At 69.9% G+C, this 25,203-nt stretch carries 22 protein-coding genes and 1 tRNA gene; 17 read left to right on the top strand and 6 right to left on the bottom strand.

Going from position 1 to position 25,203, the window contains the following annotated elements; all coding sequences use genetic code 11:
- Positions 1–396: 396 nt before the first annotated feature.
- The 11 genes from H6A23_RS03500 to H6A23_RS03450 all read left to right on the top strand — a co-directional run bounded on the left by H6A23_RS03500 (position 397) and on the right by H6A23_RS03450 (position 10,434).
- Positions 397–1,353: a substrate-binding periplasmic protein gene (locus H6A23_RS03500; RefSeq protein ID WP_204830812.1), complete on the top strand. Its 957-nt coding sequence runs from the start codon at positions 397–399 to the stop codon at positions 1,351–1,353.
- A gap of 129 nt (positions 1,354–1,482) precedes the next feature.
- Positions 1,483–2,076, top strand: a complete 594-nt coding sequence (gene hpf, locus H6A23_RS03495) for a ribosome hibernation-promoting factor, HPF/YfiA family (protein ID WP_204830810.1) — start codon at positions 1,483–1,485, stop codon at positions 2,074–2,076.
- A complete protein-coding gene (locus H6A23_RS03490) occupies positions 2,066–3,112 on the top strand; it encodes a DegV family protein (protein ID WP_204830808.1) in 1,047 nt (348 codons plus the stop codon). The genes hpf and H6A23_RS03490 overlap by 11 nt, the downstream gene beginning before the upstream one ends.
- 104 nt (positions 3,113–3,216) lie before the next feature.
- The gene (locus H6A23_RS03485) at positions 3,217–4,272 is read left to right on the top strand and encodes an NAD(P)-dependent oxidoreductase (protein ID WP_204830807.1); all 1,056 of its coding nucleotides are present in this window, start codon (positions 3,217–3,219) and stop codon (positions 4,270–4,272) included.
- A 60-nt stretch (positions 4,273–4,332) separates the two neighbouring features.
- The gene (locus H6A23_RS03480) at positions 4,333–5,115 is read left to right on the top strand and encodes an NYN domain-containing protein (protein ID WP_204830806.1); all 783 of its coding nucleotides are present in this window, start codon (positions 4,333–4,335) and stop codon (positions 5,113–5,115) included.
- A 31-nt stretch (positions 5,116–5,146) separates the two neighbouring features.
- Entirely contained in the window at positions 5,147–5,707 is a 561-nt protein-coding gene (locus H6A23_RS03475) for a hypothetical protein (RefSeq protein WP_204830805.1), read from the top strand.
- 99 nt (positions 5,708–5,806) lie between these two features.
- Positions 5,807–6,718, top strand: a complete 912-nt coding sequence (locus H6A23_RS03470; protein ID WP_204830804.1) for a hypothetical protein — start codon at positions 5,807–5,809, stop codon at positions 6,716–6,718.
- Between the two features lie 10 nt (positions 6,719–6,728).
- Positions 6,729–7,919: a purine-nucleoside phosphorylase gene (locus H6A23_RS03465; RefSeq protein ID WP_204830803.1), complete on the top strand. Its 1,191-nt coding sequence runs from the start codon at positions 6,729–6,731 to the stop codon at positions 7,917–7,919.
- Between the two features lie 401 nt (positions 7,920–8,320).
- Positions 8,321–8,396 (top strand) — tRNA-Thr (locus H6A23_RS03460).
- Between the two features lie 304 nt (positions 8,397–8,700).
- Positions 8,701–9,750: an inorganic phosphate transporter gene (locus H6A23_RS03455; protein WP_204830802.1), complete on the top strand. Its 1,050-nt coding sequence runs from the start codon at positions 8,701–8,703 to the stop codon at positions 9,748–9,750.
- A gap of 57 nt (positions 9,751–9,807) precedes the next feature.
- Positions 9,808–10,434 carry a DUF47 domain-containing protein gene (locus tag H6A23_RS03450; protein WP_204830801.1) on the top strand — a complete coding sequence of 209 codons (627 nt, stop codon included), beginning with the start codon at positions 9,808–9,810 and terminating at the stop codon, positions 10,432–10,434.
- Positions 10,435–10,597: 163 nt separating this feature from the next.
- Here the strand turns inward: H6A23_RS03450 and H6A23_RS03445 are convergent, their stop codons facing one another.
- Positions 10,598–11,098 (bottom strand): hypothetical protein, encoded by a 501-nt coding sequence (locus tag H6A23_RS03445; RefSeq protein ID WP_204830800.1) that lies wholly within the window; start codon positions 11,096–11,098, stop codon positions 10,598–10,600.
- A gap of 59 nt (positions 11,099–11,157) precedes the next feature.
- On the opposite strand from H6A23_RS03445, the gene H6A23_RS03440 reads away from it, so the two are divergent.
- On the top strand, positions 11,158–11,787 hold the full coding sequence (locus tag H6A23_RS03440) for an HAD family hydrolase (RefSeq protein ID WP_204830799.1): 630 nt from the start codon (positions 11,158–11,160) through the stop codon (positions 11,785–11,787).
- Positions 11,788–11,813: 26 nt separating this feature from the next.
- On the opposite strand, the gene H6A23_RS03435 is transcribed toward H6A23_RS03440, so the two are convergent.
- Complete coding sequence (locus H6A23_RS03435; protein ID WP_204830798.1) at positions 11,814–12,866, bottom strand: threonine aldolase family protein; 1,053 nt, start codon at positions 12,864–12,866, stop codon at positions 11,814–11,816.
- Positions 12,867–13,278: 412 nt separating this feature from the next.
- Between H6A23_RS03435 and H6A23_RS03430 the strand changes: the two genes are divergently transcribed.
- Positions 13,279–14,325: a branched-chain amino acid aminotransferase gene (locus tag H6A23_RS03430; RefSeq protein ID WP_204830797.1), complete on the top strand. Its 1,047-nt coding sequence runs from the start codon at positions 13,279–13,281 to the stop codon at positions 14,323–14,325.
- 424 nt (positions 14,326–14,749) lie between these two features.
- On the opposite strand, the gene H6A23_RS03425 is transcribed toward H6A23_RS03430, so the two are convergent.
- Positions 14,750–16,054 carry a hypothetical protein gene (locus H6A23_RS03425; protein ID WP_204830796.1) on the bottom strand — a complete coding sequence of 435 codons (1,305 nt, stop codon included), beginning with the start codon at positions 16,052–16,054 and terminating at the stop codon, positions 14,750–14,752.
- A gap of 377 nt (positions 16,055–16,431) precedes the next feature.
- Between H6A23_RS03425 and hisS the strand changes: the two genes are divergently transcribed.
- Positions 16,432–17,745, top strand: a complete 1,314-nt coding sequence (gene hisS, locus H6A23_RS03420; RefSeq protein WP_204830795.1) for a histidine--tRNA ligase — start codon at positions 16,432–16,434, stop codon at positions 17,743–17,745.
- 45 nt (positions 17,746–17,790) lie between these two features.
- Here hisS and H6A23_RS03415 read toward each other — a convergent pair whose 3' ends face one another.
- Genes H6A23_RS03415 through H6A23_RS03405 form a run of 3 tightly spaced genes read right to left on the bottom strand, consistent with a single transcriptional unit; the run spans position 17,791 to position 21,259 of the window.
- Complete coding sequence (locus tag H6A23_RS03415; protein ID WP_204830794.1) at positions 17,791–19,047, bottom strand: ABC transporter permease; 1,257 nt, start codon at positions 19,045–19,047, stop codon at positions 17,791–17,793.
- Positions 19,044–19,892, bottom strand: coding sequence for an ABC transporter ATP-binding protein (locus H6A23_RS03410; protein ID WP_204830793.1), 849 nt, complete (start codon positions 19,890–19,892; stop codon positions 19,044–19,046). The genes H6A23_RS03415 and H6A23_RS03410 overlap by 4 nt, the downstream gene beginning before the upstream one ends.
- 2 nt (positions 19,893–19,894) lie before the next feature.
- Positions 19,895–21,259: an efflux RND transporter periplasmic adaptor subunit gene (locus H6A23_RS03405; protein WP_204830792.1), complete on the bottom strand. Its 1,365-nt coding sequence runs from the start codon at positions 21,257–21,259 to the stop codon at positions 19,895–19,897.
- Between the two features lie 238 nt (positions 21,260–21,497).
- On the opposite strand from H6A23_RS03405, the gene H6A23_RS03400 reads away from it, so the two are divergent.
- The 3 genes from H6A23_RS03400 (at position 21,498) to H6A23_RS03390 (ending at position 25,199) form a co-directional block, all read left to right on the top strand.
- On the top strand, positions 21,498–22,163 hold the full coding sequence (locus H6A23_RS03400; protein WP_353653001.1) for an RluA family pseudouridine synthase: 666 nt from the start codon (positions 21,498–21,500) through the stop codon (positions 22,161–22,163).
- 271 nt (positions 22,164–22,434) lie between these two features.
- On the top strand, positions 22,435–24,054 hold the full coding sequence (locus H6A23_RS03395; protein ID WP_204830790.1) for a 4Fe-4S dicluster domain-containing protein: 1,620 nt from the start codon (positions 22,435–22,437) through the stop codon (positions 24,052–24,054).
- A gap of 89 nt (positions 24,055–24,143) precedes the next feature.
- Complete coding sequence (locus H6A23_RS03390; RefSeq protein ID WP_204830789.1) at positions 24,144–25,199, top strand: nucleoid-associated protein; 1,056 nt, start codon at positions 24,144–24,146, stop codon at positions 25,197–25,199.
- The last annotated feature ends 4 nt before the right edge of the window (positions 25,200–25,203 follow it).

The following is a 25,203-nucleotide window of genomic DNA, read 5'->3' as shown; positions in this document are numbered from 1 at the left end:
CGCCGGGGGAGGGCGCCGTCCGCCCAAAGAGGCTCGCGCGGCCCGTGAGCGGCGGGTATACTGGCAGAGTCTCAACCCAGGTCTGTGGTTGCGGGCGGGCGGGCCCCTCGGGGCGGGCGCCACGGCGCCGCCGCCCACCCAAGTCCATGCCAGACGAGGGCAAAGGGATCCACGTAAGCCCGGTCGTGCGCGCCCGGGCGATCATGGCTCGTCCTAGAGGTAAGTCGCACCGCCCGTCATACGCATGAGGCATCCGGCCTCGCGGGCGAGAGGGGCAACAGTGGAGGCGCCGCGGCGCCGCAAGCGACGTTTCCAGTGCGCGGGTGTGGGGTCAAAGACCAGGTCAGCTGGGGTGAGACGACCGAGACCGTACAGAGAGGGACAAGAGGGCAGGCCATGAAGCGCATCCATACGAACACCATCGTCTCCGCCGTGGGCGCGGCGCTCGCGCTCGCCCTTCTCGCCGGGTGCTCGGGCGTCCCCGCCGAGGTGACGGGCGCCCTCGGGGCGGCCGGGGAGGCGCTCTCGGGCGTGGGCCAGGCGATAGGCGGCGCCGTCGACGGGCTTCTCGACGAGACGTCCGTGGCGGAGGCGCGCGAGCAGCGCCGCTCGGACCTGATGCCCGCCCTCGTGGACGCCGACCTCAAGACCCCCGGCACCCTCACGGTGGGCATCGAGTCCGCGGAGTCGGCGCCGCTCGCCCTCACGGCGACGGACGGCTCGCTTGCGGGGATCGACGTCGACACCGCCTACGCCCTCGCCGACGAGCTCGGCATGGCCAACGTGGAGGTCGTCTCGGTGCAGAACGCCTCGACCGCGCTCGCCTCCAACTGCGACGTCGTCATGGGCGTCGAGGCGGGAAGCGCGACGGACGTGACCGTGCTCGGCAGCTACGCGCAGTCCGCGCTCGGCGTCTTCAGCGCCGCGGACGTCGCGACCGCTCCCATCTCGGCCGCCGACCTCTCCGGCAAGACGGTGGGCGTCCAGTCGGGCTCCGTCTCGCAGTCCACGCTCGCCTCGCTCGGCCTCGGCGCCGTGGAGCAGACCTTCTCCAACCTCAACGAGGCCTTCGAGGCGCTCGCCTCGGGGTCTGTCGACTACGTCGTCTGCGACGCCTACGCGGGCGCGTACCTCTCGTGCACCTACGACGCCGGCTCCTTCGCCGGCACGCTCGACGCGCCCGTCGCCGTGGGCGTGGGCGTCTCCTCGACCGCCTCGTCGGAGCTGCAGGCGTCCGTGCAGGCCGCGCTCGACGCCATCCAGGGCAACGGCGTGGCCGACATCGCCAAGGCCCGCTGGATCGGCGCCTTCCCGGCCCTCACCGAGGCCCTGCGCATCCCCGGCGTCGCCTGATCGGCCCGTCCCCGCGCGCCCGCCGACGCCCGGGGCGCCCGGCGCAACGCGCGCGGCGCTTTTGGGTATAGGAGTCGTAAGGACGCGGCGCCCACCCGCCCCGTCCAAGGCAATCGTAAGGAGGCAAGCATGGTTGACATCAAGATCTCTGGTCGCAAGGTAGGTGTCTCCGACTCCCTGCGCGCTCAGGTGGAGGAGAAGGTCGGCAACGCCCTCAAGGTGTTTGACATCAAGCCCATGACCTGCGATGTCGTCCTTCGCGTTGACAAGAACCCCTCCAACCCCGAGCGGAAGACCTGCGAGGTCACCGTCTTCGTTCGCGACAACGTGGTCCGCGTGGTCGCCAGCTCCGACGACATGTACGCCGCCATCGACGAGGCGGCCGACAAGGTCACCCGCCAGCTCCGCAAGTACAAGACGCGCGTCATCGACCGGCGCCAGCGCGTCGCCGCCGCCAAGACGGGGACCGTCACCCAGGAGGACCTCGCCGCCCTCATCGAGCCCTCCGAGGACGAGACCGAGGACGACCAGCTCGTCCGCGAGAAGTACGTCGACCTCCTGCCCATGACCGAGGAGGAGGCGCTCGTCCAGACCGACCTCATCGGCCACGATTTCTATGTGTTCACCAATGCCACCACCGGGCTTGTCAACGTCATCTATCATCGAAAGAATGGCGGGTACGGAATCATCAAGCCCAAGATTGAGGAAGAGAATGAGCAGTAGCACTGAGTCCGCGGCGGCCACGGCCGCCGAGAACGAGGTCGACACCAACGCCCAGGCGTCGCGGGAGGCCGCGCGCCTGGGCCGCGCGTATCACGCGCGCGGGAACGTCAACCTCATCGTTGACTCCTGCGCCGACTTCGCGCCCGAGGTGGCGCGCGCCCTCGGCGTGGAGGTCATCCCGTTTCCCTACGTGATGTCGGACGGCGAGCATGCCGACGACCTCTGGGAGACCATGAGCGCTCACGACTTCTACGAGCGCATGCGCTCCGGCGAGCACGTCACCACCTCGGCCGTCACGCCGGGCCACTACCTCGAGGTCTTCGAGCGCGCCGCCGCCGAGGGCACGCCGACGGTCTACCTGGCCTTCACCCGCGGCCTCTCCTCGAGCGTGGACGCCGCGCGCCAGGCGGCGGACATGGTCCGCGAGGCGCACCCCGGGTTCCAGATCCACGTGGTCGACAATGTCTGCCCGTCGGCCGCCGCCGAGCTCCTCGCCATCGAGGCCGTGCGCCAGATCGCCAACGGCCTCACGGCGTCCGAGCTCGTGGCCTGGGCCGAGGAGGCGCGCTACTACGTCCACGGCTACTTCACGCTCGACTCCTTCGACGCCCTTGCCCGCGGCGGGCGCATCCCGCCGGCGGCCGCCACGGTGGGCGGCAAGCTCGACATCAAGCCCGAGCTCTCCTATGACACCAACGGCGCCCTCACGCTGCGCGGCATGTGCCGCGGCCGCAAGAAGGCCCTGCGCGCCATCCTCGCGGACTTCAAGGCCAACTACCTCGGCGCCGAGGGCGGGGACGAGAGCCTGCCCATGGCCATCGTCTCGGCGGACGCCGAGAAGGACGCCCGCTGGCTCGCCGACCAGGTGCGCAAGGAGCCCGGCTGCGCCGACGTGCCCATCATCTACAGCTCCGTCGGCCCGGTCATCGGCGCGCACGTGGGGCCCGGCATGGTGGCCCTGCTCTTCTGGGGCAAGGACCGCCGCGAGTCCCTCTCGTTCACCGACCGCATCGCCCGCAAGGTCCGCGGGCAGTAGGCAGGCCTCGGGCTGACAGGGGTGACCGGGTCGTTTGTCAGGCTTTCTGACTTGGCAAAACCTGACAAGCGACCCGGTCACCCCTGTCAGCCCGACCCTGGCGCATGAAGAAAGGAACCCCCTTGCAGATCAGGAAGATCGCCTTCATCGGGACCGGCATCATGGGCGCGCCCATCGCCGGCCACATCATGGACGCCGGCTACGACGTCACCGTCCACAACCGCACGCGCGAGAAGGCCGAGGCCCTTCTCGCCCGCGGCGCGCACTGGGCGGACAGCCCCGCCGAGGCCGCGGCAGACGCCGACGTCGTCTTCACGATGCTCGGCTACCCCACGGACGTCGAGGACGTCTACCTCGCCACCGACGGGCTCATCCGCACGGCCAAGAAGGGCGCCTGGCTCATCGACCTCACCACGAGCTCTCCCGAGCTCGCCCGTGACATCCACGACGCGGCCGAGGTCGAGGACAAGCACGCCTTCGACTGCCCCGTCACGGGCGGCGAGCAGGGCGCGATCGACGGCACCCTCACGCTGATCGTGGGCGCCACGGAGGAGCAGGCGGCGCCGGTGCTGCCCGTGCTCGAGTCCTTCTCGTCTCGTCGCTTCCACTTCGACCAGCCGGGCGGCGGCCAGACGGCCAAGCTCTGCAGCCAGGTGAGCCTCGTCTCGTGCATGGTGGGCTACGCCGACGCGCTCGCGCTCGCCCAGCAGTCCGGGATCGACCCCGCGCTCATGCTCGAGGTGCTCGCCAACGGTACCGGCGGCTCCGGCGCCTCCAGGACGCTCGCGCCCAAGTCCCTCGCGGGCGACTACAGGCCGGGCTTCCTCGTCGAGCACCTGCGCAAGGACGTGGCGCTGGCGCTGCGCCGCTCGGAGGACCTGGACATCACGCTGCCCGGCGCCGAGACCGCCTTCACCCTGCTCGACATGCTCTGCCAGATCGGCGGCTCGCGCATGGGCACGCAGGCGCTCACGCTGCTCTACCAGGAGGAGGAGACCTGCAAGGCGGCCGGGCTCGACTGGTCGCTCCTCGACCAGGGCGAGGATGACGAGGGCCACGAGTGCTCCTGCGGCCACGACCACGGCGACGGCCACGAGTGCTGCGGCGGCCACCACGACCACGGCGACGGCCACGAGTGCCACTGCCACCACCACGAGTAATATCAAACATGTCTGCAGGTTGGGGACTGTCCCCAACTCACATAAGGAGAACCATCGGCCTTGAACTCGACTGACACCCCGCAGAGCTCCATCGCGGTGCTCATAGACTACGAGAACCTCGCTCTCGGCACCGGCCGGCGCAAGCGCAACGGCCACCAGGAGCCGGGGCCCCTGCCCGACGTCAAGCTCATCCTCGAGCGCCTCGTCGACAAGGGGCGCATCACGGCCAAGCGCGCCTACTGCGACTGGCAGCGCTTCACCGACGCCATCACGCCCCTCCACGAGCTCGGCATCGAGCTCATAGAGATCCCCGACCGCGCCTACACCGGCAAGAACTCCGCCGACATCCGCCTCGCGGTGGACGCGATGGAGATCTGCCTCACCAAGGACCACATTGACACCTTCGCCATCCTCTCCGGGGACTCGGACTTCTCGCCGCTCGTCTCCAAGCTCAAGGAGTTTGGCAAGACGGTCATCGGCGTGGGCATGAAGGAGGCCACGAGCACCCTTCTGGCCGAGGTCTGCGACGAGTTCATCTTCTACGAGGACATCACCCGCGGCCCGGGCATCCCCGACTTCCAGGGCAAGGTCCCCAAGGAGCGCGAGAAGTGCTACCAGCTGCTCTTTGAGACCATCGACGCCCTGCAGCGCGAGAGCGACTCGTTCATCCTCGCCTCGCGCCTCAAGGACACCATGAAGCGCAAGCGCCCGCAGTTCTCGGAGTCGTCGTACGGCTACCGCTCGTTCACGGCCCTCCTGCGCGAGGCGTCCAAGCTCGGGTTCATAGACATCCACCAGGACCCCAAGAGCGGCACGGCAGTGGTCGACGGGTTCAGCGAGTAGGTTCGGCTTTACAAGCAAGGGAGTTAGGAACATGGCAGACACCGCAACCGAGGTCTCCGGTCTCGTCGAGGAGCTCTCCGGCGCGAGCAGGCGCCGCCGCCAGGAGGTCGCGCACACGCTCGCGCTCGTGGCGCGCAGCCGCCCCGAGGCGCTCCTCCCGCACGTTGACGCCCTCATCGACGCGCTCTTCCGCCCCGAGGCGCAGACGCGCTGGGAGGTGCTCGACGCCCTCTCGGCCATCGCCGACAAGAACCCCGACAGCGTGACGGGCGCCTTCGAGGGCGCCGAGGCGTCGCTGTTCGACGACAGCTCGGCCACGGTGCGCCTTGCGGCCTTCGTCTTCCTGTGTCGCCTCGGCGCGAGCTCGCCCGAGCGCTCCGACGAGGTCTGGCCCCTCATCGACGAGGCCATCCAGTGCTACCACGGCGACGCCGAGTACCGCGACATGCTCGCCGCCCTGCTCGGCCTTGCGCAGGGCAACGCCTCCGACGCCACGAGGGCCGCGCTCGCCGCGCGCGTGAAGTTCGACTCCGAGAGCGGCGCGGGCTACATCAAGTCCTTCTCGGCAGAGATCATTCAGGCTCTCTCATAGCTTGTGGGGGCCGCGAGGAGCGCGGCCGCCCGGGAGTAGAATCAGACGGATTGACCGTGATGGCCGCGCCCCGGGCGCGGCCGACGTGAGGGGAGACCCATGGCAGACAAGAACAGCACCGCGGGCGAGAAGGGCTCGCCGCTCTCGACCGCAGGCGGGAAGGGCAGGGGGCTCGCCACGCCGGCGTGGGTGGCCATCTGCGTGGTGGCGCTCGTGGTGGGCGTGCTCTGCGGCCACTTCCTGCTCGGCGGCGCCGGCTCGGGCGCGCCGGCCGGCGTGGCGCTCCAGGGCAAGACGACGCTCTCCGCCCAGGAGCTCGACAGCACCATCGCGACCTACACCTACAACGGCCAGACGACCAACATCACCGCGCGCGAGGTCATCGAGCAGAGCTCGAGCGTCGACGCCGCCGCCAACGAGGACGGCACCTACAACGTCCCCACGGCCAACGACGTCGTGTCCTACGCCCAGAGCGCGGTGGTCTTGGCCGACGCGGCCGCCCAGGGGATCAGCGTCTCGGACGACGAGGTCGCCGCCTTCGCCGAGCAGATGTTCGGCACGAGCGACTACGCCACCATCGCAAGCAACTACGGCATCGACGAGGAGGCCGCCAAGGCGACCATCGCCGACTCCGCGACGATGTCCAAGCTGCGCGACTCGGTGGTCTCCACGCCGCTGCCCGACGTGCCGACGGCCCCGGCCGAGCCCGAGGAGGGCGCCGAGGACACCCCGACGGCCGACTACGCGAGCTACGTCATCGGGCTTCTCGGCGACGAGTGGGACTCCGAGACGGGCACCTGGGCGCGCCAGGACGGTGACTTCTACGCCACGCTCTCGAGCTACGAGATCACCAACGACTCCGCCACCTACGCCGCGGCCGAGGCCGCCTATCAGGTGGCGTCGAACAACTACTCCGAGGTGGCCTCGCAGGTGAGCGAGGAGTGGATGGCCTACACGAGGAACCTCCTCTCCAACGCCACCGTCCAGGTGGGCTCGCTCGTGGCCTCCTAGCGGGGCGCGCGTGCGCGTCTGCGTGAGCGCCTGCCTGCTCGGCGAGCCCGTCCGCTACGACGGGGGCGCCAAGCCCGCGGGCGAGGTCATGGAACTTGCGTCAAAGACCGAGGCCTGCTGCGTCTGCCCCGAGCGCGCGGCGGGCCTCCCGTGTCCGCGGCCCCCGGCCGAGCGGGTGGGGGAGCGCGTCCTTCTCGCCACGGGCGAGGACGTGACGGAGGCGTTTGCCCGCGGGGCCGAGGCCTGCGCCGCCTCGGTCGCCCGCTTTGGCGCCACGCTCGCCGTGCTCAAGGCAAAGAGCCCCTCATGCGGCGTGGGTCTGGTCTACGATGGAACCTACTCTGGAAGACTTGTTCCGGGCCGCGGCGTCTTTGCCGACAGGCTCGCGAGGGAGGGGGTCTGCATGGTCACCGAGGACACCGTTCGTGCGTGCAAGCCGAGCGTCGAGCATCCCGTCGCCATCGTGCTGGGGAGCGGGCTGGGGCATCTGGGGACGCTCGTGCGCCCGGTCCGCCGCATCGACTACCAGGACATCGACGGCTTCCCGGCCACGGCGCGCCCCGTGCCGGGGCACCGCTTCGAGGCCACGGTGGGCACGATCGACGACGTGCCCGTGGTGGTCTACCCCGGCCGCATCCACCTCTACCAGGGCTACTCCGCCGCGGAGGTGACCGCGCTCGTGCGCCATGCGCACCACCTGGGCTGCCGCGACATCGTCTTTGCCTGCGCGACGGGCGCCGTGCCCGGCCAGGCGCACGTGGGCCTGGGCATCCTCACGGACCAGATCAACCTCACCGGGCGCAACCCGCTGGCCGAGTGGGACGGCCTGCGCGACGTGGAGAGCCCCTTCGTGGACATGAACGAGGCGTACTCCCCCTACCTGCGCACCATCGCGCGCGGCGTGGCGGACGACCTTGGCATCGCCGTGGAGGAGGGCGTCTACGCGGGCGTGCTCGGCCCCTGCTTCGAGACGCCGGCCGAGGTGGAGGCCCTGCGCACGCTCGGCGTGTCCTACGTGGGCATGTCCACCGTCTGCGAGGTCATCATGGCCCGCGCCCTCGGGATGAGCGTGCTCGGCCTCACCCTCGCGGCCAACGAGTCCGGCGCGCCCGCGGTGAGCCACGAGAGCGTCCTCGCGGCCGCGGGAACGCACGCCGAGGACTTCGAGCGCCTCGTGCGCGGGGTGCTGCGCCTGCTGTAGGGGGGCGGGGCGTAGACGGCGCCGCCCGGGCTGCCCGCGCTTAGGAATCCGGGGTCGTTGCGCCGTTGCCGTCCCGCCGCGTTAGGGATCGCGGCCCGTTGCGTCCTGGTGCGTACACGGGAGGCGCGCGGCCTCGGCCCTGCGGCCCTCGGGGCGAGAAGAAGAACCCGCGGCTCGGGGCTTCCTCGCGGGAAAACGGTCGCCCAGTGCGGCCGGCGGGGGCCGCGTGCGGCCACGGGCGCGCAACGACCCCCGTTTGCTAAGCGGACTGGCCCGTCTAGCTGCAACGACCGGCAGATCCTAAGCGGCCGTCCCACTCGGTCCCCGCCCGCGCGGACGGGCGAGAAAAACGGGGCTTGCGCCACGCCCGCGCTTCTCGTATAGTACTTATCTGCTGACACGCCAGCTTAGCTCAGTTGGTAGAGCACCGCTCTCGTAAAGCGGGGGTCACCAGTTCGAGTCTGGTAGCTGGCTCCAGCGTAGACGCACAGCCCGGAGGCTACGGCCCCCGGGCTGTTTCGTGTTCTTCTCGCCTGCGAATGCCAGCGAGCATGCCCCCGCGCACGATTCGCCTCAAGAGGAAGGGGATTCCGTGCGAGGGGGCATGCTCGCCATGCGCCGCATCGTCCTGCAATGTAAGCTCTCTGTAAGCAACGGCGAACGGAGGGTCCAAAGGGTCCTTCTCGCGTTTTTTCAGATGACCTTACGCTATCCTTATCACGCGTTAACAAAGCTGTGACAATTGGCCGCTCCGGCGGTCGGTGAGGAAGCGAGCACCCCCTTGATTAGCTTCGAGCAGTTTCTCGGCGTCCTGTCGAGCAATCCCTTTCTGATCGTCGTCATGGTCCTCGTCATGGGTACCATCTTCGTCAACGGTGCCACAGACGCAGCCAACGCCATCGCCGAGCCCGTCGGAACTCGTTCCATCGACGTGGATTCGGCGATTTTTATGAGCGTCGTCTGCAACTTCGTGGGCCTCGTCGCCATGTCGTTCATCTCCACGGCCGTCGCGGACACGATCTCCGGCATGGTGGACTTTGGCGGCGACTCCCATGCGGCGCTCATCGCGCTCGCCGCGGCGACGGTGGGCATCGTGGCCTGGGGGCTTGGCGCCTGGGCCTTTGGCATCCCCACCTCCGAGAGCCACGCGCTCATCGCCGGCCTCACGGGCGCCGCGCTCGCGGTCTCCGGCGGCCTTGACGGCGTCAACATGGGGGAGTGGGTCAAGGTCGTCTACGGCCTCGTGCTCTCCACGGTGCTCGGCTTTCTCGCCGGCTGGGCCATCTCCAAGATTATCCCCATCGCGTGCCGCAACGCCGACCGCCGTACGGCCAACAACTTCTTCGGCCGCATGCAGGTCCTCGGCGCGGCCGGTGTGGCCCTCATGCACGGCGCGCAGGATGGCCAGAAGTTCATGTCCACCGCCATGCTCGCCATCGCGCTCTCGCTCAACATGACGGTGGGCGAGATGGGCGGCTTCCCGCTCTGGATCATGGTGCTCTGCGCCGCGGTCATGGCCATCGGCACCGCGGTGGGCGGCAAGAAGATCATCAAGAAGGTCGGCATGGAGATGGTGCGGCTTGAGAAGTACCAGGGCTTTGCCGCCTCCGTCTCGGCCACCGCGAGCCTGCTCATCGCCACGCTCACGGGCCTTCCCGTCTCCACCACCCACACCAAGACCGCCGCGATCATGGGCGCCGGCGCCGCCAAGGACCCCAAGTCCGTCAACTGGGGCGTGGCCAAGGAGATGGTCCTCACCTGGGTCTTCACGTTCCCCGGCTGCGGCGTCATCGGCTTCATCCTCGCCAAGCTCTTCCTGGTTCTCTTCTAGTCCCGCACCTGGCGCGCCGCGCCGCCCGACCGTCCCGCCGCTCGAAAAGGAGTCAGCATGCCCCGCATCAAGAAGGAAGACGAGTTCTACACCCTGCTCAAGGAGTTCGCCGCCCTCATCAACGAGGCCGCGAACGAGTACAACGCCATCATCTCGGAGTTCCCCGCGTCCATGAGCAGCATCCCGCAGATGAAGGTCTACGAGTCCACCTGCGACGAGCGCGTGAAGGCCATCATGGCCAAGCTCTACACCTCCTTCATCACCCCGATCGACCGCGAGGACATCTCGAGCCTCGCGCTGGCCATGGACGACGTGGTGGACTCCATGTACGGCGTGGCGGTGCGCCTTGACCTCTTCAACCTCTCCGACCTGCGCCTCGAGGCCAAGCAGATCTCCGAGCTCACCGTGCACGCGGTGACCGAGATGCAGGAGATGATCAACCACCTGCCCGACTACAAGAAGGACCGCATCGTCCTGGAGAAGGCCATCGAGATTGGCACCGTCGAGGACGAGGGCGACACCGTTTACCAGAAGGCGCTGCGCCGCCTCTTCTCTGACGAGGAGGACGCGAGCGGCAAGTACGCGGTCAGCTGGCTGCGCATCTTCGACCGCATGGAGCTCTGCCTTGACGCGTGCGACCGCGTCTCCGGCATCGTGCGCGACATCATCATGAAGGACGCGTAGGCGAGAAGAACGCTCATCGCGCGGGTGCCGCCCCGCCGGCCCCTCTGACTTTCACGCGGAACTGCGCTTCGCGAAAGATTCCGCTTAGAAAGTCAGAGGGACCGGCGGGGCGGTCGTCTCTGGGCGGGTTCTCTTACCGAAAGGAAGGGCGTGCTGCGGGGTGTTAGCGCTGCGGGGGGAGGGGCGGATTGACGGGGCCGCCCCAGCGCTGGCGCTCCTTGTCGAGGTGGATGCCAATGGCCGAGAGCGCGGCGCCGCCGGCAATGACAAGCACGGCGAGCGGGGGCGTGAGCACGCCGCCCGCAGCGAGTCCGGTGAGAACGGCAAGGTCGACGAGAATGCCGTTCCAGATTTGGATGTGCCTCAGGATGGCGTGGGCGACCCTCGCGGCGCGCGACTCCCCGAGAACGAGGTTCTTCTCGAGGTAGCGGCCTATGTCCTGGTAGTACCGGAGCCTGTGGGCCCTGATGAAGCGGCGGTAGGGAATCAGGACGACGAGCCATGCGCCTCCAACGAAGGCGCGCAGATACATCCAAAGCGGCGACGTGAAGGCGTCATCAAAGCCTGAGCCAAAGTTTGTCACGAAAGTGAACAGCAGGAAGACGTAGTTCAGCGCAAACAGGATGAGGAACTGGCGCGCCTCCGCGTCAAAATGCTTTGACATGCAGCTCAGCGGGGGTCTGCTACACTGGCGGGGACCGTCGCCATTCGCAGGGAGAAGAGATGCCCAGACCCGACTGCCCCGACGCCGTGCTCTTTGACTTTGACGGGACGCTCTGCAACACCGAGGTCGAGAACATCCGCCTCGTGCAGAGGGTGCTGCGCCAGATGGGCGCGGAGGTCTCGCGCGAGGAGCTCGAGGTGCTCACGGGCGGCGAGGACCGCGTGATGGTCCCGCCCATCCTCGAGCGCCATCACGTGGCAGGCACCATCGACGACTACGAGCGCCTGCGGGACGACTGCTATCGCACCTACGCCGAGGCCCCGCTCGTGATGGAGCCGGGCGCCGTGGAGCTGCTGGACGGCCTGCGCGAGCGCGGTATCAAGGTGGGGCTCGTGTCGATGACGGTCTCCCGCTGCATCCTCACGGCACTCGCGCGGCTGGGGGTCCTGAGCCGCTTCGACGTCATCGTCTGCGGGGACATGGTCGAGAGCCGCAAGCCGGCGCCCGACCCGTACCTGCGCGCGGCGGAGCTTCTGGGCGTGGACCCGGCGGCGTGCGTGGCGGTGGAGGACTCGCCGACGGGCATCGCCTCGGCCCGCGCTGCCGGCTGCTACGTCATCGCCTATACCGGCTGCGACATCGTCCAGGACGTGAGCGCGGCCGACGAGGTCATCGACTCGTTTGTGTGATGTGGGGAAAATAACCCGTCCCCAAGTCACAGGGTGGCGGCAAGTGCCAGGAGCTCGTCCACGTCCTTCTCGCCCGTGGCCCAGGAGCAGACGAAGCGCGCGACCACGTTGCCGTCCGCGAGCTCGTAGAAGGTCTCGCAGCCGCACGCGGCCTCGAAGGCGTCGCGCTGCGCGGGCGTCATCACGAAGAACTGCTGGTTGGATGGAGCCTCGCCGTAGGGCGTAAAGCCCAGGCGCACGAGCCCCTCGCGCAGGCGGAAGGCGCATGCGTTGGCGTTTCTCGCGAGGCGCCAGTAGAGGGCCTCGCCGCCGTCCGCCGCCGGCGAGAAGGCGGCCTCGAACTGCACGCCGAGCAGGCGCCCCTTGGCGAGGAGCCCTCCGCGCTCCTTCTGGAGGAACGGGAAGGCCTCGCGCAGGCGCGGGTCGGAGATGACCATGGCCTCGCCCATGAGCAGGCCGTTCTTGGTGCCGCCGATGTAGAAGGCCCCGCAGCGCGCCGCGATGTGCTCCAGCGTGAGGCCGTCCGCGGCGGGGGAGGTGAGGGCCGACCCCAGCCGTGCGCCGTCGAGAAACACGGGCAGGCCGTGGCCGTCCGCCCAGTCGCAGATCGCGTCGAAGCGCTCGCGGTCCCACACGCCGCCGAGCTCCGTGGTGTTGGAGATGTAGACACAGCCGGGACGCGTCATGTGGCGGCCCGTGGAGGTCTGGAAGCGCCAGACGCGCTCGGCGGCCTCGGGCGTGAGGAAGCCGTCCGCGTCGTCCGTGGGCAGCACGGTGCGCCCGCAGGCGGCCACGGCGCCGGTCTCGTGCACGTTGATGTGGGCGTCTCTCGTGCAGACGGCGCCCTCCCAGTCGCGCAGGAGCCCCGTCACGCCGATGACGTTTGCCGAGGTGCCGCCGATGCAGAACTCCACCTCCACGTCCTCGCGCCCGCACGCGGCGCGGATGAGCTCGCGGGCGCGCTCGCAGTGGGCGTCGCCCTCGGTGTAGCCGACGGTCTGCTCGTCGTTGGTCGCCACGAGCGCGGCCAGGACCTCGGGCGCGGCGCCCTCGGAGTAGTCGTTGCGGAACATGCGCATGATGGGGCCTCCAGGTAAGCGTTTGTGTCGGCCACGATTGTACTCCCCGTCCGGGACGATAAGAACGAACAAATGTTTGTAAATCAGTCGAGAAGCGCGTACAATCGACCCATCGAGCGGGCGGTGCCCTCCCAGTCCTTGCGGGGAGATTGGAGGGCTCCTATGGACAGGCTCACCTTGCAGCCGCTTGCGGCTGCCGTGCCTTCTGGCGCTCACCCTCTGCCCGATGCCGAGTATGCCCGTTTCGGCCACCCCGCAGACTGTGGGTGTTCCCGGGCCGGGCCCCGCGCATGCCGCGGGACCCTCTGTCCGCACGCCGCGCAATGTTACAACCTCCGCAACCGCACGTTCTTCTCGCCAGAAATGGGTTTATCGTTTCCGCAGCACACAATCCCGGCACGAGGGGGCAATCATGGCAGTGAAGAAGAAGGACATCGACTGGGGCAGCCTCGGCTTTGCCTACCAGCCCACGGACTACAGCTACGTCTGCAACTATCACGACGGCGCCTGGGAGGAGGGCGGCCTCACCACCGACCACACCCTCACGCTCTCCGAGTGCGCGGGCATCTTCCACTACTGCCAGGAGGTCTTCGAGGGCCTCAAGGCCTACACCACCAAGACGGGCGACATCGTCTGCTTCCGCCCGGACCTCAACGCCGCCCGCATGGCCGACTCCGCGCGCCGCATCGTGATGCCGCCCTTCCCGGAGGACAAGTTCGTCGAGGCGGTCAAGATGGTCGTCAAGGCCAACGAGGCCTGGGTGCCGCCCTTTGGTTCCGGCGCCACGCTCTACGTGCGGCCCTTCATGGTGGCCACCGGCGAGGTCATCGGCGTCGCGCCGGCCACGGAGTACCAGTTCCGCATCCTCGTGACGCCCGTGGGCCCGTACTACTCGGGCGGCGTCAAGCCCGTGGCGGTGCGCGTGCCCGAGTACGACCGCGCCGCGCCGCACGGCACCGGCGCCATCAAGGCCGGCCTCAACTACGCCATGAGCCTCTACCCGAGCGTCCAGGCGCACGAGCAGGGCTTCGCCGACAACATGTACCTCGACCCGCAGACCCACACCTACGTGGAGGAGTCCGGCGGCGCCAACTTCCTCTTCGTAGACAAGGACGGCACGCTCGTGGTGCCACAGTCCGCCACGGACTCCATCCTGCCGTCCATCACGCGCCGCAGCCTCGTGCAGGTGGCGCAGGAGATGCTCGGCATGACCGTGGTGGAGCGCCCGGTCAAGTTCTCCGAGGTGGCCGAGGGCGCCTTCGTGGAGTGCGGCATGTGCGGCACCGCGGCCGTGATCAGCCCGGTGGGCAAGGTCGTGAACGGCGAGACCGAGGTCGTCTTCGGCGAGGGCGGCATGGAGCACGTGGGTCCCGTCATGCAGAAGCTGCGCGAGACCCTCACCGGCATCCAGGACGGCGAGATTGCCGGCCCCGAGGGCTGGGTCGTCAAGATCTGCTAGCGCCGGGCGAGAAGAACCAGGCCTTCGCGGGCCGTCCCGCCACGTCACGGCGGGGCGGCCCGTCTTTCTTCCGGCCCGCTGGGGGCATGAATCCTTCTCTTGGTGCGGCCGTCGTGCGCCCGCGCCGGGGGCGCTTAGACTTTGCCAGCCGTTGCGCGTCCGGGTCTGGCTCCTGCATAGAGAATCGCGGTCGTTGCGGCCGAGAGGCCCCTGCGGGCACCCGGGTCGCCCGCTTTTCTCGCCGAGAAGGACGTGGCGGCTGCAACGACCCTACTTTTCTATGCAGCGCCCGCCCCGCGCGCCCGGCGGCCCGGCATGACCCCCTCCGGGTACGTACAGTCCCCCCCGGGTACGTACCAAATTGCAGGTTTGATTTTTTAGCCCCACGGTCTCTACCTGCGGATTTGCCACGCGCTCCCGGACCTCAGCCTGGGAGTCGTGTACGTATCCGGGCGGGAGGTGTACGTACCCGGAGGCGCGAGGCCTTCTCCAGGCGGATGACGCCCTCCGCCTCGTCGACGTGGGCCGCAAGGCCGAAGAGGGCGGCGAAGTCGTCAGCGGGCATCGCCACCGCGTCGGAGAGGCCCGCCTCCTCGGAGTCGCAGCTAATCATACGGGTGCGGCCGTTGAGCTCCAGGCGCGCGACCCTCCGGCCGTCCTCCGCCCCGAGGTACTCCATGTGTCCGCGCACGTCGCCGACCTCCCACGAGAAGCCGGTCGCATCCTCCTCGTAGCTGCCTCCCGCGAGCCGGGCCACCTGCTGGACGAGCCACGAGCCGCCCTCGTCCCCGTCGCGCGGGTCTGTGCCGTCCATGTTGACGCGCACGAGGTAGCAGCTCCGCTCGTCGCTCCAGTGGGCGACGACGCCCCCGCCCTCCGAGATGTGGTCGCGCTGGTAGGGGTTGGTGGCGTCTCCCCAGGAGGTCTCGCCCAGGCCAAAGGGGACCTCCTCGCCGCGCACCGTGATGCGGTCGATGGCGGTGCGGTGCCGCGCCTCCAGGTGGCGCTCGGGCAGCGTGGCGTCGGCCGGCGCCACGCCGTCGACGATGAGCTGGGCATAGGCGCCCGCGAGCTCCTCGAGGTCCCCCTCGGCGTCAAGCTCGCCGTAGAGCGCGACGTCCCCCAGCTGCCTCCAGCCCGCGGGCTCGCCGTCATCCGGCGAGAGGGTGCCGTCGAACCAGCGGATGGCCACGCTCGTGGAGGCGTTCTCGCGGACCCACGAGGCGGGGTTGTGCGCAAGCTCGGGCTCGTAGAGGGCGTCGACCTCCTCGAGCAGCGCGAGCGCCTCCTCGAGCTGGGCGTAGTTGCGCACGTAGAGCCCGGGCCAGTCGGGCGAGAAGATAATGCCCGCTTCGCCCTGCTCGGCGACCCGCTCCGACAGCTCCCTGACGACGTCGTCGTAGTAGAGCCCGAGCACGGCGGAGGCGTAGTCGCAGGACACGCGTGGTTTGGGCCCGGAGGGAAACTTGCCGCCCACGGGCTCGGTTATCTCGCCGGCGGCGGTGAAGGTGAGGTCGCGCTCGGTCGAGCGCAGCGTGTACACGACCTTCTGGGGCACCGCGCGCACCTCCTCGGAGGACACGACCTCGAAGTCCTCGTTGGGGCACTGGAGCGTGGCGTAGTCGAGCACCTCCGCCTCGCTCGGGGCCGGGGTGTCTATGGGCACGCCGCAGGAGGCAAGGCAGCAGGCGGCAAGCAGGGCGAGAAGAGCGGAGCGCGCGCGTCCCATGGGCGCCTCCTTACAGGGCGGTGGCGTGGCCACATTGTAGCAGCGGGGCCGGACGGCACGTCCTTCTCGCGGCGCGTACGGGCTGGGCGCTGCGGTTTTCGGGGTCGTGGCAGCCCGGCTCGACGGGGCGTTGCAGAAAATGGGGTTGTGGCAGGGCTGGGGCTGCCACGACCCCGCTTCTCGCAACGTGACGCCACAAAAGCCCAAATGGCTGTTCTGGCGCGCTGCCACAACCCATTTTTAGGCAACGCCCCGCGAGCGGAGATTGCCATAGCCCCGCCCTCTGCAACGCCCTCGGCGGGGCGTGCGAGAAGAACGGGCCGCCCGTGGGGGTATACTGGACGATTGGAAAACCGGCGCGAGAAGGGAATCGCACGATGGCTCAGAAGGTGCAGGGGACCGAGGACCTCTACGGCGGCTACATGCGCGCCTGGCAGCGCATGCAGGACGTGGCGCGCGAGCTCTTTGGCGCGTACGGCTTCGACATGATCGAGACGCCGGCCATCGAGCAGGTGGACACCTTCGTGCACGGCATCGGCGAGTCCACGGACGTGGTGCGCAAGGAGATGTTCCGCGTGGTCTCGGGCGCGCTCTTCGGCGACCTGCTGGAGCGCGGCTCGGAGAGCCACCTCAAGCCGCGCCAGCGCATGGCCATGCGCCCCGAGGGCACGGCCGGCGTGGTGCGCGCCGCGGTGGAGAACAACCTCGTGCCGCAGGGGGCGGCCCCGGCCAAGCTCTGGTACGCCGAGGCGATGTTCCGCGGCGAGCGCCCGCAGAAGGGGCGCCTGCGCCAGTTCCACCAGGTGGGCGTCGAGTGGCTGGGCGCGAGCGACCCGGCGGCCGACGCCGAGTGCATCATCATGCTGATGGAGTACTTCGAGCGCCTGGGCTTTGCCCGCGAGGGCCTGCGCCTCGTGATCAACTCGATGGGCGACGCCGCGTGCCGCCCCGCCTATCGCGACAAGGTCCGCGCGTTCATCCTGGACCACGCGGACGAGATGTGCGAGGACTGCCTCGAGCGCGCACAGATCAACCCCCTGCGTGCCTTCGACTGCAAGAACGACCACTGCCGCGAGGTCATGAGGGATGCCCCGCTCGCGCCGGACAACCTCTGCGAGGAGTGCGCCGCCCACTACGCGGCCGTGAAGCGCTACCTGGACGCGGCCGGCGTGGCCTATGTGGAGGACCCCACGCTCGTGCGCGGCCTGGACTACTACACCCGTACGGTCTTCGAGGTGGAGGCCGTGGGCGCGGGCGTGGGCGCCATCGGCGGCGGCGGGCGCTACGACGGCCTCGTGGAGCTCGAGGGCGGCAAGCCCACGCCGGGCCTCGGCTTTGCGGTGGGCTTCGAGCGGATCGCCCTTGCGCTCGCGGCGGCGGGCGTGGAGATGGGCGGCGCGGAGCCCGCGTGCGTCTACGTGGCCTGCACCGGTGGCGAGGCGGAGCGTGCGGCGGCCTTCGACGCGTGCCTGGCCCTTCGCGCGGCCGGCGTGCGCACCGAGGCCGACTACCAGGGCCGCTCGCTCAAGTCCCAGTTCAAGCAGGCGGACAAGCTGCATGCGCGCCTCTGCGTGGTGCTTGGGGGCGACGAGGTGGCGGCCGGCGTGGCCACGCTGCGCGACATGGGCACGCACGAGCAGGTGCAGGTGCCCATGGCCGAGCTCGCCCCCACGGTGGCGGCGCGCCTGTAGCGCCGTTGTCCGCCGCGCCGCCCGCTCCGGCGGCGCGGCGTTTGCCTACTGGTAGCGCAGGGCCTCCACGGGGTCCATCCTGGCGCCGCGGCGGGCCGGGTACCAGCCAAAGACGACGCCGATCCCCACGCAGATGCCGGTTGCCGCGGCCACGGTCGCGGGGGAGATCACGGGCGCTATCTCGCCGCCCGCGCCGAGCATCGAGCCCAGCGCCGAGCCGGCCACGCTCGCGAGCAGCCACGCGCCGCCGTAGCCCACGCCCACGCCGATGGCGCCGCCCACGATGCAGATGGTCACGCTCTCCAGCAGGAACTGGCCCGTGATGTCGCCGCGGCGGGCGCCGAGCGCCTTGCGCAGGCCGATCTCTCGGATGCGCTCGGTCACGTTGGTGAGCATCATGTTCATGATGCCGATGCCGCCCACCAGAAGCGAGATGCTCGCCACGGCGAGCGCCAGCATGCGGAAGGTGGCCGTCGTGGCGTCGAGCTGGTCGATGAGCGCCTGGGCCGTCTGCACGTAGACGTAGCCCTCGTCGCTGCTGAAGCTCGTCTGGCCCTCCTCGGGGTAGGGGATGTTGTAGCGCTGGTAGAGATAGCTCTCGGTGTTGGCCGCCACGGCGTACATGTCCGACCCCTCGCGCGCAAAGCCGAGGATCTGCCAGGAGCTGTAGCCGCCCTGCCCGATGAGGCGCGTGACGGCGGTCTCGGCGGGCAGGTAGCAGATGTCGTTGTCGTAGGAGAAGCCCTCGTCGACCACCCCGATGACGGTGTACTGGTTGCTGCCTATCCGCACGCTCTGCCCCACGCAGTCCGCGTCGGGCGAGCCAAAGAGGTTCTTGACCGAGCTCCCGCCGAGCACGACGACCGTGGCGCCCTCCTCGGCCTCCTCGGCGTCGAAGAGCCGGCCCCGGGCGGCCTCGTAGCCCATGGCCGAGAAGTACTCGGGCTCGCAGGCGACCACGCCCAGGTACTCGAGGGAGGCGGTCTGGCTCGAGGCCTGGTTGACGCCCGTCTGCGTGAAGCCGGTCACGAACTCGTAGTCGCTCGAGAGCGCCTGGCCGATCTCCTCGATGTCGTCCTGGTCGAGGGGCTGGTTGCCGGGCGGCCAGCAGGTGATGCTCACCGTGCGGGACATGTTGAGGCCGAGCTGGCCCACGAGCTGGGCCTTCACGCCGTCGATGAGCGCCGTCATGGCGATGACGGCCGCGATGCCGATGACGATGCCCAGGATGGTGAGGAGGCTGCGCGCCCGGTTGGCGAGAAGGGCGGACGAGGTCTCGTAGGCGAGGTCGCGGAGCTTCATAGGCAGGGCACCCCCAGGAGCCGTGAGCGGTTCTTCGGAGCGGCGGGCGCGGCTGGCGAGGGGCCGGCGGCGGGCCCGTCCTTCTCGCCCGGGTCCTTCTCGCCCGGGTCCTTCTCTCCGGACGCGCCCTCGCGCCGCGCGAGGTCGGCAAGGTAGGCGCGCTCCTCCTCGTCAGAGAAGAGCCGGCCGTCGCGGATGTGCACGGTGCGGTCGGCCCAGGCGGCGACCTCCGGGTCGTGCGTGATGAGGATGATGGTCTTGCCGCGCCGCTGCATGCGCTGGAAGGTGCGCATGACCATCTCCCCGGTGGCGGTGTCGAGGTTGCCGGTAGGCTCGTCGGCGAGGATGATGGCCGGGTCGTTGACGAGCGCCCGCGCGATGGCGACGCGCTGCATCTGGCCGCCGGAGAGCTCGTTGGAGCGGTGGAGGTAGTGCTCCTCCGGCAGGCCGACGGAGCGCAGGGCGCGCCAGGCGGCGAGCTCGCGGTCGCGCGCGGGAGCGTCGGAGTAGACGAGCGGCAGCATGACGTTGCGCAGCACCGTGGCGCGCGGCAGCAGGTTGAACGACTGGAAGACGAAGCCCAGCCTGCTGGAGCGCACGTGGGCGAGGTCGTCCTCGGTGAGCTCGGAGACCTCCACGCCCTCGAGCCGATAGGAGCCGGCCGTCGGGCGGTCGAGGCAGCCGAGGATGTTCATGAGCGTAGACTTGCCGGAGCCCGACGGGCCCATGATGGCGAGAAACTCGCCGCGCGCCACCTGGAGCGAGACGCCGCGCAGGGCGGTGGTGTGGCCGGCGGCCGTCTCGTAGATGCGCCAGAGGCCGCGGACGTCGATGACGGCGGACATGGCTAGGCCGCCGGCGCGTCGTCGGCGGGGGCCGCGCCGGCCTCGGCGTCAGCGCCGCCGGCACCGTCCTCGGCGTCGGAGGGCCCCTCGGCGGGGGCGCCGCCGCCCGCCACCGCGGCCGGGTCCACGGAGAACGGGTCGAGCACCACGAGGTCCCCCTCGGCGACCTCGCCTTCGATCACGGCCGTGGTGTCGCTCTGCGCTGGCACGCTCACGTCGCGCCGCTCCACGGCCTCGGTCTCGGGGTCGCTCATCACGTAGACGTAGTAGGAGATGCCGTCGTCGGTCATGAGCGCCGAGGTGGGCACGGTGAGCGCGTCGGGCACGCTCTGCATGAGGATCTCCACGCTCGCCGTCATGCCGGGCTTGAGCTCGGGCGCGGGGTCGGGGATGAGGAGCTCCACGTCATAGGTGACCACGCCGCCGTAGCCGCCGTAGGGGTCGGCCGCCGCCGTGGTGGAGATGCGCGTCACCTGCGCGTCGAGCATGACCCCCGGGAGCGCCGAGAAGGTCACGCGCGCGGCCTGGCCCACGGCGATGCGCGAGATGTCGACCTCGTTCACCTGCACCTTGACCGTCATCTGGGAGAGGTCGGCGATCTGCACGAGCGGGCCCGTCCCGCCGCCCTCGGCGCCCGAGGCCGTCGTCCCGCCCGCGCCGACGGCCGCACCCGCGACGGCGTTGAGCGCCACGACGGAGCCCGCCGCCGGGGCCGTGACGGTGCGCCCGGCCGCCGTGTCGACGGCGTCGTCGTAGGCGTCCTGTGCGATCTCCAGGTTGAGGCGCGAGGTCTCGAGCTCGATGAGCTTGGCGTTGGCGGCGTCCCACTCGCCGGACTCGCGCGCCGCGTAGTAGAGCTCGTTGTAGGCCTTCTGCACGGCGTCGTTCTCGGCGCGCTTGGTCCTGAGGTCGAGCTCGGCCTGCTTGACGGCCCGGTCGAGCTCGTCATTCTTGATGGTGAGAAGGACCTGGCCCTCCGCGACCGCGTCGTCGAGCGCCACGTCCACGGACTCGATGACGCCGTCGGCCCTGGGCGTCACCACCACGGAGGTGAGCGGCTGGGCGGTGCCCGTGGCCTGCACGGACTCGGAGAACTCGCCGCGTGCGAGCGGGACCGTCTGGAGCGGCGCGGCCTCCGTGGGCTCGCCGGGCGCCGCGGTCAGGGCGGCCCAGGCGATCCCTGCCGCCAGTACCACCGCGCCCGCGACGCCGGCCGCGATGATCTTCTTGCGCCGCCGCGCCCGGCGGTGCCGCTGGAGGCTCTCGAGGGCGAGCCGCTCCTCGACGTCCTCCTCGCTGTCGGGGGCGCCCTGCGCGTCCTGCGCGCCGGTGGTCGGGAGCTTCATCTTGAGGTCATCGCGCGTCATGGCGGGCCCGCCTCTCTCGGCAGCCTGAAGGCTTTCTGAACAGATGGGCCGAGCGTAGACCATCCGCGTCCGAGGCGCCATCCCGCGCGGAGGTCCCAGCACGGCGAGGGGCGGCAAAACGGCAGGTGAGCGGCAGAGCTTACGATACTGTCACGCTTGGGGGCTCGGGGCCCGCCGCGCTGTCATGCCTGGCCTCCGCGCCGCGCGGGTATGCTGGTGGGGACGAAAGGGGGCCGGCGTGGACGACGCGCGCATCATCTACGAGGACGACGTTCTTCTCGCCTGCGACAAGCCGGCGGGGATCCTCGTGCACGGGGACGGCACCGGGGCGCGCACGCTCACGGACGCCGTGGCGGGCCACCTCGCGGCGGAGGGCCGCGCGGACGTGCGCCCGCAGGCCGTGCAGCGCCTCGACGTGGGGACCACGGGGCTCGTGCTCTTCTCGCTTGACCGCGCCACGCAGGCGGCGCTCGACCGCCAGGTGGCGGGCCACGCCATGCGCAAGACCTACCTCGCGGTGGTACGCGGGGCGTTCCCGGGCGGGGAGCGCCTGATAGACCGTCCCATCGGGAGGGATCGCCACGACGCCCGGCGCATGCGTGCGTGCCGCCCGGGGCAGGGCAGGCCCGCCCGGACGCTCGTCCGCCGCGTGGACGGCGCGCGGGGCCGCACGCTGCTCGAGGTGGAGCTGCTCACCGGCAGGCGCCACCAGATCCGCGTGCACCTGGCGTCGATCGGCTTTCCCCTCGTGGGAGACGAGCTCTACGGCGGGGCGAGAAGCCCGGCGGGGCTGCTCCTCCACGCCTGGCGCGAGGAGGTGGACCATCCCGTGACCGGCGAGCGCCTGCACCTGGAGACTGCCTGGCCCGTGCGGCTCTGGCCGGCGCCGCCCGCCCGCCCGTAGGCGCGCCGCCGCCGGGCCGGAACCGTCGCGGGTCCCCCGCATGGCCGCGCTGCGGGGGACCCGCGACGGTTCTTCTCGGCAGACTGTCACCTTGGCCCCGCGGAGCGGGCGAGCGGGGCCCACGCGACGTCTTGGCCCCGGGCGGCGGCGGGGGAGCCCTCCGCGCCGTCCGCCGCGCCCCTTGGCGAGAAGCCGCCAACGTGTGCGATACTAATTGGTTAGAGGCGCTTCTGAGGGGGAGCGCGGAACAGCGTCCGGGAGAGGGGCAACGATGGCCGACACCATGCGTGGCGTGTACACCAACCTGACCGAGATCCGTCGCAAGGTCTTCAGCTCCGTGGCGAGCGTCGCCTACGAGATGAAGGAGGACGACGAGAAGGCCACGCGCCGCAAGCTGCGCGACCTCCCGTATGAGATCATCCCCGGCGACGTGGCCACGTACCGCGAGTCGGTCTTCCTCGAGCGCGCCATCGTCGAGCAGCGCATCCGCCTGGCCATGGGCCTGCCCCTGCAGAGCGTGGACAAGCGCGAGAGCCTGACCGACGGCCTCGCCGATGCCTCCGTCCCCGAGACCTACTACCAGCCCCCGCTGATCAACGTCATCAAGTTCGCGTGCAACGCGTGCGCGGACAACACCTACCGCGTGACCGACGGCTGCCAGGGCTGCCTCGCCCACCCCTGCCGCGAGATCTGCCCCAAGGGCGCCATCTCCTTCAAGGACAAGAAGGCCTACATCGACCAGGAGAAGTGCATCCACTGCGGCATGTGCTTCAACACCTGCCCCTACCACGCCATCCAGCACCAGGTGCGCCCGTGCGCGGACGCGTGCGGCATGAACGCCATCGGCTCCGACGAGCACGGCCGCGCGCAGATCGACTACGAGAAGTGCGTCAGCTGCGGGCAGTGCCTCATCAACTGCCCCTTCGGCGCCATCGCGGACAAGAGCCAGATCTTCCAGGTCATCCAGGCCATCAACGCGGGCGACGAGGTCATCGCCGAGGTGGCGCCCGCCTTCGTGGGCCAGTTCGGCGGCAAGGGCAACGTGGACAAGCTGCGCCAGGCCTTCACGATGCTCGGGTTCTCGGGCATGGAGGAGGTCGCGGTGGGCGCGGACCTCTGCACCGTGCAGGAGGCGGAGGACTTCATCGAGGAGGTGCCCGACAAGATCCCGTTCATGGGCACCTCGTGCTGCCCGGCATGGTCGGTCATGGCGAAGAAGGAGTTCCCCGACCACGCGGAGTGCATCTCGATGGCCCTGACGCCCATGACGCTCACGGCGCGCCTGCTGCGCAAGCAGCACCCCAACGCCAAGATCGTCTTCGTGGGGCCGTGCTCGGCCAAGAAGCTCGAGGCCATGCGCAAGTCCGTCCGCTCCGAGGTCGACTTCGTGCTCACCTTCGAGGAGATGATGGGCATGATGAAGGCGCGCGGCATCGACGAGTACACCAAGCTCGAGGGCGAGGGCAGCTCGGACTTTGGCGTGGCGTCGGCCGACGGTCGCGGGTTCGCCGTTGCGGGCGGCGTGGCAAGCGCGGTGGTCAACGCCATCAAGCGCCGCTACCCGGACCGCGAGGTCAACGTGGTCAACGCGGAGGGGCTCGACGAGTGCCGCAAGATGATGAAGGACGCCGTCAAGGGCAAGTACCCCGGCTACCTGATCGAGGGCATGGCCTGCCCGGGCGGATGCGTCGCCGGCGCGGGCACGCTCCAGGCCATCAACCGCACCGCCGCCGCCGTCAAGCGCTACGCCAAGAAGTCGCCGCGCAAGAACGCGACCGAGAACGCCTACCGCATGCTCATCCCCGCGCTCGAGCGCGACGCCGACGGCAAGAAGATGACCGGCGAGCAGGCGCTCGCCGAGACCATCGAGGCCAAGCGCCCGAAGGAGTAACCTGACAAAGGTGACAGGGTCGTCTGTCATGCTTTCGCGCAGCCGCGGCGGGTCACCCGCCGCGGCGCGCTCTTGAACGAGGGGAACACATGCTCAAGGTAGACCGCGCGATACTGCACGTCTTCGACTTCGAGTCCGGCTCGACGTATCTCTCGGAGCGCCCGCTCGACCTCACGGTGCGGGCCACGCGCTCCTACGTCCAGCGCCATCTGCGCAAGATCTCGTCCAACGCGGAGAGCCGCCACGGCGAGTTCGCACCGGACTCCGGCTTTGCCGGGGAGCTCCAGCGCTACCTCGCCGGCGAGCGCGAGTTCGTGGAGTTCTCGGTGGAGATCGCCCAGTGGTTCTGGGAGGAGCTGCGCCGCACGGAGGACCTCGAGCAGTGCGACCTGCTCGTCGCGGACTTCTGCGACACCGACGCCGGCGGCGTGGACGGCGCGTCCACGGACGCCGAGGTGGACGCCGCCTTTGACGGGCCGGCGGGCCGCCGCTTCTTCTCGATACTGCTGCTGCCGCGCCGGCAGGCCTTCGTGCACGAGGTGGGCGGCGATGCCAACGACATCGCGCGCGTGGACGCCACGCTGCCCAACCCCTCGCAGAAGGTGGCCTCCTACGTGCTGGTGGACGCCGAGACCGGGGCCATCGACTTCCACGACAAGGAGCGATCGGTGGGCGGGACGAGCGTCTCGCTCATCCCGGAGCGGTTCCTGCAGTGCTCGAGCGAGGCCTCCAGCCACGAGGTGATTGACGAGGTCAACGTCATCGTGCGCGACGTCGCCGAGGAGTTCGGCCTCACGCCGGCCGTCGAGGTCTCGCGCGCCAAGGCCGTGGTGGCCCGCGCCGCCGAGGTGGAGGAGTCCTTCACGCCGGCCGAGGTGGGGCGCGAGGTCTTCCAGGACCGGCCCGACCTGCAGGAGCGCTTCGAGGAGCGCGTCCGCGAGGCGTCCCTGCCCGAGGAGGCGCCCGTCCGCCGCGGCGTGGCCAACCGCCTCACGCGCAGCCACAAGATCCGCACGGACACGGGCGTGGAGATCACCTTCCCCTCCGACCTGGCCACCAAGCCCGGCTACCTCGACTTCTCCACGGACGCCGAGGGGCGCATCACCATCACCGTGGGCAACGTGGCGAGCATCGAGAACCGCTAGGGGA

This window comes from Olsenella uli, from assembly GCF_016900775.1.
Classification (GTDB): Bacteria; Actinomycetota; Coriobacteriia; order Coriobacteriales; family Atopobiaceae; genus Thermophilibacter; species Thermophilibacter uli_A.
The sequence above is the reverse complement of the archived record's forward strand: the minus strand, read 5'-3'. Positions and strand labels throughout refer to the sequence as shown.

Bases quoted from the DNA above. Each gene is read 5' to 3' on its own strand.
- H6A23_RS03500 (WP_204830812.1), top strand. From the start codon at position 397: ATGAAGCGCATCCATACGAACACCATCGTCTCCGCCGTGGGCGCGGCG.
- hpf (WP_204830810.1), top strand. From the start codon at position 1,483: ATGGTTGACATCAAGATCTCTGGTCGCAAGGTAGGTGTCTCCGACTCC.
- H6A23_RS03490 (WP_204830808.1), top strand. From the start codon at position 2,066: ATGAGCAGTAGCACTGAGTCCGCGGCGGCCACGGCCGCCGAGAACGAG.
- H6A23_RS03485 (WP_204830807.1), top strand. From the start codon at position 3,217: ATGAAGAAAGGAACCCCCTTGCAGATCAGGAAGATCGCCTTCATCGGG.
- H6A23_RS03475 (WP_204830805.1), top strand. From the start codon at position 5,147: ATGGCAGACACCGCAACCGAGGTCTCCGGTCTCGTCGAGGAGCTCTCC.
- H6A23_RS03470 (WP_204830804.1), top strand. From the start codon at position 5,807: ATGGCAGACAAGAACAGCACCGCGGGCGAGAAGGGCTCGCCGCTCTCG.
- H6A23_RS03450 (WP_204830801.1), top strand. From the start codon at position 9,808: ATGCCCCGCATCAAGAAGGAAGACGAGTTCTACACCCTGCTCAAGGAG.
- H6A23_RS03445 (WP_204830800.1), bottom strand. From the start codon at position 11,098: ATGTCAAAGCATTTTGACGCGGAGGCGCGCCAGTTCCTCATCCTGTTT.
- H6A23_RS03440 (WP_204830799.1), top strand. From the start codon at position 11,158: ATGCCCAGACCCGACTGCCCCGACGCCGTGCTCTTTGACTTTGACGGG.
- H6A23_RS03435 (WP_204830798.1), bottom strand. From the start codon at position 12,866: ATGCGCATGTTCCGCAACGACTACTCCGAGGGCGCCGCGCCCGAGGTC.
- H6A23_RS03430 (WP_204830797.1), top strand. From the start codon at position 13,279: ATGGCAGTGAAGAAGAAGGACATCGACTGGGGCAGCCTCGGCTTTGCC.
- H6A23_RS03425 (WP_204830796.1), bottom strand. From the start codon at position 16,054: ATGGGACGCGCGCGCTCCGCTCTTCTCGCCCTGCTTGCCGCCTGCTGC.
- hisS (WP_204830795.1), top strand. From the start codon at position 16,432: ATGGCTCAGAAGGTGCAGGGGACCGAGGACCTCTACGGCGGCTACATG.
- H6A23_RS03415 (WP_204830794.1), bottom strand. From the start codon at position 19,047: ATGAAGCTCCGCGACCTCGCCTACGAGACCTCGTCCGCCCTTCTCGCC.
- H6A23_RS03410 (WP_204830793.1), bottom strand. From the start codon at position 19,892: ATGTCCGCCGTCATCGACGTCCGCGGCCTCTGGCGCATCTACGAGACG.
- H6A23_RS03405 (WP_204830792.1), bottom strand. From the start codon at position 21,259: ATGACGCGCGATGACCTCAAGATGAAGCTCCCGACCACCGGCGCGCAG.
- H6A23_RS03395 (WP_204830790.1), top strand. From the start codon at position 22,435: ATGGCCGACACCATGCGTGGCGTGTACACCAACCTGACCGAGATCCGT.
- H6A23_RS03390 (WP_204830789.1), top strand. From the start codon at position 24,144: ATGCTCAAGGTAGACCGCGCGATACTGCACGTCTTCGACTTCGAGTCC.